The organism is Salinivibrio sp. KP-1, from assembly GCF_000968645.1.
Taxonomy (GTDB): Bacteria; Pseudomonadota; Gammaproteobacteria; order Enterobacterales; family Vibrionaceae; genus Salinivibrio; species Salinivibrio siamensis.
The window spans coordinates 195,235-201,542 of record NZ_LAQR01000036.1; the positions used below are offsets into that span (position 1 = coordinate 195,235).

General features: G+C 48.7%; 8 protein-coding genes and 1 rRNA gene. All 9 read left to right on the forward strand.

What is annotated here, in order from left to right:
* Positions 1 to 4 precede the first annotated feature (4 nt).
* The gene (gene rplO / locus WN56_RS09735) at positions 5 to 439 is read left to right on the forward strand and encodes a 50S ribosomal protein L15 (protein WP_046074805.1); all 435 of its coding nucleotides are present in this window, start codon (positions 5 to 7) and stop codon (positions 437 to 439) included.
* Positions 440 to 462: 23 nt separating this feature from the next.
* Positions 463 to 1,788 carry a preprotein translocase subunit SecY gene (secY, locus tag WN56_RS09740; RefSeq protein ID WP_046074806.1) on the forward strand — a complete coding sequence of 442 codons (1,326 nt, stop codon included), beginning with the start codon at positions 463 to 465 and terminating at the stop codon, positions 1,786 to 1,788.
* Between the two features lie 27 nt (positions 1,789 to 1,815).
* Complete coding sequence (gene rpmJ / locus WN56_RS09745) at positions 1,816 to 1,929, forward strand: 50S ribosomal protein L36 (protein ID WP_021024484.1); 114 nt, start codon at positions 1,816 to 1,818, stop codon at positions 1,927 to 1,929.
* Between the two features lie 146 nt (positions 1,930 to 2,075).
* Positions 2,076 to 2,432, forward strand: a complete 357-nt coding sequence (rpsM, locus tag WN56_RS09750; protein ID WP_046074807.1) for a 30S ribosomal protein S13 — start codon at positions 2,076 to 2,078, stop codon at positions 2,430 to 2,432.
* Positions 2,433 to 2,450: 18 nt separating this feature from the next.
* Positions 2,451 to 2,840 (forward strand): 30S ribosomal protein S11, encoded by a 390-nt coding sequence (rpsK, locus tag WN56_RS09755; RefSeq protein ID WP_021024486.1) that lies wholly within the window; start codon positions 2,451 to 2,453, stop codon positions 2,838 to 2,840.
* Positions 2,841 to 2,880: 40 nt separating this feature from the next.
* Positions 2,881 to 3,501 (forward strand): 30S ribosomal protein S4, encoded by a 621-nt coding sequence (rpsD, locus tag WN56_RS09760; protein WP_046074808.1) that lies wholly within the window; start codon positions 2,881 to 2,883, stop codon positions 3,499 to 3,501.
* 23 nt (positions 3,502 to 3,524) lie between these two features.
* Positions 3,525 to 4,514, forward strand: coding sequence for a DNA-directed RNA polymerase subunit alpha (gene rpoA / locus WN56_RS09765; protein ID WP_046074809.1), 990 nt, complete (start codon positions 3,525 to 3,527; stop codon positions 4,512 to 4,514).
* A 35-nt stretch (positions 4,515 to 4,549) separates the two neighbouring features.
* Positions 4,550 to 4,936, forward strand: coding sequence for a 50S ribosomal protein L17 (rplQ, locus tag WN56_RS09770; protein ID WP_046074810.1), 387 nt, complete (start codon positions 4,550 to 4,552; stop codon positions 4,934 to 4,936).
* 657 nt (positions 4,937 to 5,593) lie between these two features.
* A 16S ribosomal RNA gene (locus tag WN56_RS09775) occupies positions 5,594 to 6,308 on the forward strand; the annotation flags it as partial.

The following is a 6,308-nucleotide window of genomic DNA, read 5'->3' on the forward strand; positions in this document are numbered from 1 at the left end:
TCACATGCGTTTGAATACTCTATCTCCGGCTGCAGGCTCAAAGCCTTCTGCGAAGCGTGTAGGCCGTGGTATTGGTTCAGGCCTGGGTAAAACCGGTGGCCGTGGTCACAAAGGTCAGAAATCACGTTCAGGTGGTTCAGTACGCCCAGGTTTCGAAGGCGGTCAAATGCCTTTGAAACAGCGTCTGCCAAAATTCGGTTTTACTTCGCGTAAAGGCCTCACTTCTGCTGAAGTTCGTCTCGGCGAGCTGGCAAAAGTTGAAGGTGACGTGGTAAGCCTTGAAACACTGAAAGCAGCGAATGTTATCGCACAAGACACTCGTACGGCGAAAATCGTACTGTCTGGCGAAATCGCTCGCTCAGTGACCGTGAAAGGTGTTCGTGTCACTAAAGGCGCTAAAGCGGCAATCGAAGCTGCAGGCGGTAAAATCGAGGAATAATTTAGCTCGAGGACGAGGTACAGATGGCAAAACAACCAGGACAAAACTTCAGTAGTGCAAAAGGCGGAGTCGCGGAGCTAAAAAGCCGCCTACTTTTTGTAGCAATGGCATTATTGGTATTCCGTGCCGGCTCTTTTGTGCCAATTCCTGGTATTGACGCTGCTGTACTTGCCGATCTGTTCGAACAGCAACAAGGGACCATCATTGACTTGGTTAACATGTTCTCTGGTGGTGCCCTTGAGCGTGCTTCGATACTGGCACTGGGCATTATGCCGTATATTTCGGCGTCGATTATTGTTCAGTTATTGTCAGTGGTTCACCCCGCATTAGCGGAGTTGAAAAAAGAGGGCGAATCTGGCCGTCGTAAGATCAGTCAGTATACCCGCTACGGCACGCTGGTGTTGGCAACTTTCCAAGCAATTGGAATCGCGACTGGGTTACCGAGTATGATGCCAGGTCTGGTGATTAATCCAGGTCCTGCGTTTTACTTTACTGCGGTTGTCAGTTTGGTCACAGGTACCATGTTCTTAATGTGGTTAGGTGAGCAAATTACGGAACGTGGTATAGGTAACGGTATCTCGCTGATCATTTTCACCGGGATTGTCGCGGGTCTGCCACCCGCAATTGGACAGACAATAGAGCAAGCGCGTCAAGGCGACATGTCTCCGCTTCTCTTGCTAGGTATCGCAGTGATCGTATTGGCGGTCGTCTACTTTGTGGTCTTTATGGAACGTGGTCAACGTCGTATCGTCGTTAACTACGCCAAGCGGCAACAAGGTCGCCGTGTCTTTGCAGCGCAAAGCACGCACCTGCCACTTAAGATCAACATGGCAGGCGTTATTCCTGCGATTTTTGCATCAAGTATTATTTTGTTCCCTGGCACGCTTGCTAACTGGTTTGGTAAGGGTGATCAAACAAGCTGGCTAACCGATGTGTCATTGGCACTGAGTCCGGGGCAACCAGCGTACGTAATACTTTATGCGGCAGCGATTATCTTCTTCTGCTTTTTCTATACAGCGTTGGTGTTTAACCCGCGAGAAACAGCAGATAATTTGAAGAAGTCAGGAGCGTTCGTACCTGGTATTCGCCCGGGTGAGCAGACTGCTAAATACATTGATAAAGTAATGACACGGTTAACCCTCGCAGGTGCCATGTATATTACCTTTATCTGTCTGATCCCCGAGTTCATGATGATTGCGTGGGATGTCCACTTCTACTTTGGTGGTACATCACTACTCATCGTAGTAGTCGTAATCATGGACTTTATGGCTCAAGTTCAGACTCATTTGATGTCTCAACAATATGAGTCCGTGTTGAAAAAAGCCAACCTCAAAGGCTACGGCCGCTAATAGGTTGTCTATTTACGGAGTTTAGCAATGAAAGTTCGTGCTTCCGTTAAGAAAATCTGCCGTAACTGTAAAGTGATCAAGCGTAACGGTACCGTTCGTGTGATCTGCAGTGAGCCAAAGCACAAGCAGCGCCAAGGCTAATAGCAGAATATTTTTCTTGCAAAATGAGGTCAGGCTGGCTACATTAGCCAGCCCACCTTTTGTATGTGCAAAAGAAGTGGTTATGCCGCTGCGTATCCTCGACGGGCTCTGCAGCGGTTCTACTTGAAAAGTACTAGGAGTGAATAGTGGCCCGTATAGCAGGCATTAACATTCCTGATCAAAAGCATGCTGTTATCGCATTGACTGCGATTTACGGCGTCGGCAAAACCACCTCTCAAGCTATTTTAGCTGATGCAGGTATTGCTGAAAGCACTAAGATCAGTGAACTATCAGAAGAACAGATCGACCAATTGCGTGACGGTGTCGCTAAGTACACCGTAGAAGGCGATCTACGTCGTGAAATTTCCATGAACATCAAGCGTCTTATGGACCTTGGTTGTAACCGCGGTATTCGTCATCGTCGCAGCTTGCCACTACGTGGTCAGCGTACGAAGACCAATGCTCGTACCCGTAAGGGTCCGCGCAAGCCGATCAAGAAATAATCGGGGTAGATAAGTACTATGGCTAAACAAGCAACTCGTGCACGCAAACGCGTACGCAAGCAAGTCGCTGATGGCGTCGCGCACATTCATGCGTCTTTCAATAACACAATCGTGACGATTTCTGACCGTCAAGGCAACGCTCTGGCATGGGCGACCGCCGGTGGTTCAGGTTTCCGTGGCTCTCGTAAGTCAACTCCATACGCTGCGCAGGTTGCTGCAGAGCGTTGTGGTGAAATGGCAAAAGAGTACGGCCTGAAAAACCTCGAAGTGATGGTTAAAGGTCCAGGTCCAGGTCGCGAGTCTACTATTCGTGCCTTGAACGCAGCGGGCTTCCGCATCACTAACATTGTTGATGCGACGCCAATCCCGCATAACGGTTGTCGTCCACCTAAGAAACGCCGCGTTTAATACGCACTAGCGCTGTTTCTTAGAATATTGGAGAAAGATCATGGCAAGATATTTGGGTCCTAAGCTGAAGCTTAGCCGTCGCGAAGGCACTGACTTATTCCTTAAGTCAGGCGTACGCGCGATTGATACCAAGTGTAAAATCGATAACGTCCCAGGCGTTCACGGTCAGCGTCGCGGCCGTCTGTCTGACTATGGCGTTCAGCTTCGCGAGAAGCAAAAAGTACGTCGTATGTACGGCGTAATGGAAAAGCAGTTCCGTAACTACTACAAAGACGCTGCCCGCATCAAGGGTAATACAGGTGAGAACCTGCTTCAGCTTCTTGAAGGTCGCCTAGACAACGTAGTTTACCGCATGGGCTTTGGCGCAACTCGCGCTGAATCACGTCAGCTGGTAAGCCACAAAGCGATCCTAGTTAACGGCAAAGTAGTTAACGTACCTTCTTTCAAGGTTTCGGCAAACGACGTGATTAGCATTCGCGAGAAAGCTAAGAACCAGGCGCGTATCAAAGCAGCTCTAGAAGTTGCCGCTCAACGCGAACTGCCAACTTGGATCGAAGTAGACAGCAAGAAGATGGAAGGCACATTCAAGCGCCTACCAGAGCGTTCTGATTTGTCTGCTGACATCAACGAACACCTGATCGTCGAGCTTTACTCTAAGTAAAGCTGAACTAAAGAGAGGACATAATGCAGGGTTCTGTAACAGAATTTCTTAAGCCGCGTCTAGTTGATATTGAACAAGTTAGCTCGACGCACGCAAAAGTAACTCTTGAACCCCTAGAGCGTGGTTTTGGCCATACTCTGGGGAATGCGCTACGTCGTATCCTACTTTCATCTATGCCAGGCTGTGCGGTGACGGAAGTTGAAATTGACGGCGTATTGCACGAGTACAGCACCAAAGAAGGGGTTCAGGAAGATATCCTGGAAATCCTACTTAACCTTAAAGGCCTAGCCGTTAAGGTTGAGGGTAAAGATGAAGTTATCCTTACTCTGACCAAGTCTGGTGCAGGCCCTGTTGTTGCAGGCGACATCACCCATGATGGTGGTGTTGAGATTGCGAACCCAGAACACGTTATCTGCCACCTGACTGATGCAAGCGCTGAAATTAGCATGCGTATCAAGGTAGAACGTGGTCGTGGCTATGTACCAGCGTCTGCGCGTATCGATAGCGAAGACGACGAGCGTCCAATCGGTCGCCTACTTGTTGACGCAACGTTCAGCCCAGTAGATCGCATTGCTTACAAAGTGGAAGCAGCGCGTGTCGAACAGCGTACTGACCTCGACAAGCTGGTCATCGATATGGAAACTAACGGTACACTGGATCCTGAGGAAGCGATTCGCCGTGCGGCAACCATCCTAGCAGAACAGCTAGATGCGTTTGTTGACCTGCGCGATGTACGTGTCCCTGAGGAGAAAGAAGAGAAGCCAGAGTTCGATCCGATCCTACTGCGTCCTGTAGACGATCTTGAACTAACTGTTCGCTCTGCTAACTGTTTGAAAGCAGAAGCGATTCACTATATCGGTGATCTGGTACAGCGTACCGAGGTTGAGCTTCTGAAAACGCCAAACCTTGGTAAGAAGTCTTTGACTGAAATTAAAGACGTGCTGGCATCACGTGGTCTGTCTCTAGGTATGCGCCTAGAAAACTGGCCGCCAGCATCCATTGCTGAAGATTAATCAGAGACTGATTATTTAGTTAGAAGGATTAGGTCATGCGCCATCGTAAGAGTGGTCGTCAACTCAATCGCAACAGCAGCCATCGTAAAGCGATGTTCAGCAACATGGCTAGCTCGCTGGTAACTCACGAAGTTATCAAAACAACTTTGCCGAAGGCAAAAGAGCTGCGTCGCGTCATTGAACCGTTGATTACCTTAGCTAAAAACGACAGTGTTGCTAACCGTCGTGTAGCATTCGCTCGTACTCGTAACGACGAAGTCGTAGCGAAACTGTTTAATGAACTCGGCCCACGTTTTGCTTCACGTGCTGGCGGTTACACTCGCATTCTGAAATGCGGTGTTCGCTCTGGTGATAAAGCCCCAATGGCTTACATCGAGCTTGTTGATCGCCCAGAGCAAGACGCTGAGCAAGCTGCAGAATAAGTTTTATTACTTATAAGCAGCACCCAGAAAAGCCAGGCAACTCGCCTGGCTTTTTCTTTATCTAGCCTAGGTTTGTATAGAGCAAAATACCTGATAGGTTTTCGATGTTTGTCTCCTTTCATACAAGAGGTCGGGGTACAGAGAATAAAATTTGCATCATAAATGACAATTTTTAATGCTTAGGAAGCAAAACGAGGTTTAGTTGACCAAAAAAGGCGATATCGGACAAAAATAGACCGCTTAGTAAAAAACAAACAATTAATGATTGACGGATGTCACAAACGCTTTAGAATGCCGCCCTACTTAACGCAGATAGCGCGTTAGGGGAGTCAAAAAGAGGTTTTATTTCACCCGGCGGGTTGAAAATAAAAGATAAAATTTCTTCTTGACTTTAACGGCAAGGCGCGTAAGATACGCAGCCCTGACCAAGCGAAGCGCAGCTTCGCAATGTCAACGCTCTTTAACAATTTGACCTATGCAATCTGTGTGGGCACTCGTTGAGAATAGACAAAAAGATTTATTCGATGAACTGAGTGACCAAACGACAACTTTAATAGTTGTTCGGCACAGTCAATTCGTTTGTCTCGTAAGAGACGAACAAAACAGTATTTATCGAGCCGTTTGTCTTTCCTTTTAGGAAAGCAAACACCAAAACTTAAATTGAAGAGTTTGATCATGGCTCAGATTGAACGCTGGCGGCAGGCCTAACACATGCAAGTCGAGCGGAAACGGCAGTATTGAAGCTTCGGTGGATTTACTGGACGTCGAGCGGCGGACGGGTGAGTAACGGCTGGGAACCTGCCCTGGCGAGGGGGATAACCGTTGGAAACGACGGCTAATACCGCATAATGTCTACGGACCAAAGGTGGCCTCTACATGTAAGCTATCGCGTTGGGATGGGCCCAGTTAGGATTAGCTAGTTGGTAAGGTAATGGCTTACCAAGGCGACGATCCTTAGCTGGTTTGAGAGGATGATCAGCCACACTGGGACTGAGACACGGCCCAGACTCCTACGGGAGGCAGCAGTGGGGAATATTGCACAATGGGGGAGACCCTGATGCAGCCATGCCGCGTGTGTGAAGAAGGCCTTCGGGTTGTAAAGCACTTTCAGCAGTGAGGAAGGTGGTGTACTTAATAAGTGCATGACTTGACGTTAGCTGCAGAAGAAGCACCGGCTAACTCCGTGCCAGCAGCCGCGGTAATACGGAGGGTGCGAGCGTTAATCGGAATTACTGGGCGTAAAGCGCATGCAGGCGGTTTGTTAAGTCAGATGTGAAAGCCCGGGGCTCAACCTCGGAACCGCATTTGAAACTGGCAGGCTAGAGTCTTGTAGAGGGGGGTAGAATTTCAGGTGTAGCGGTGAAATGCGTAG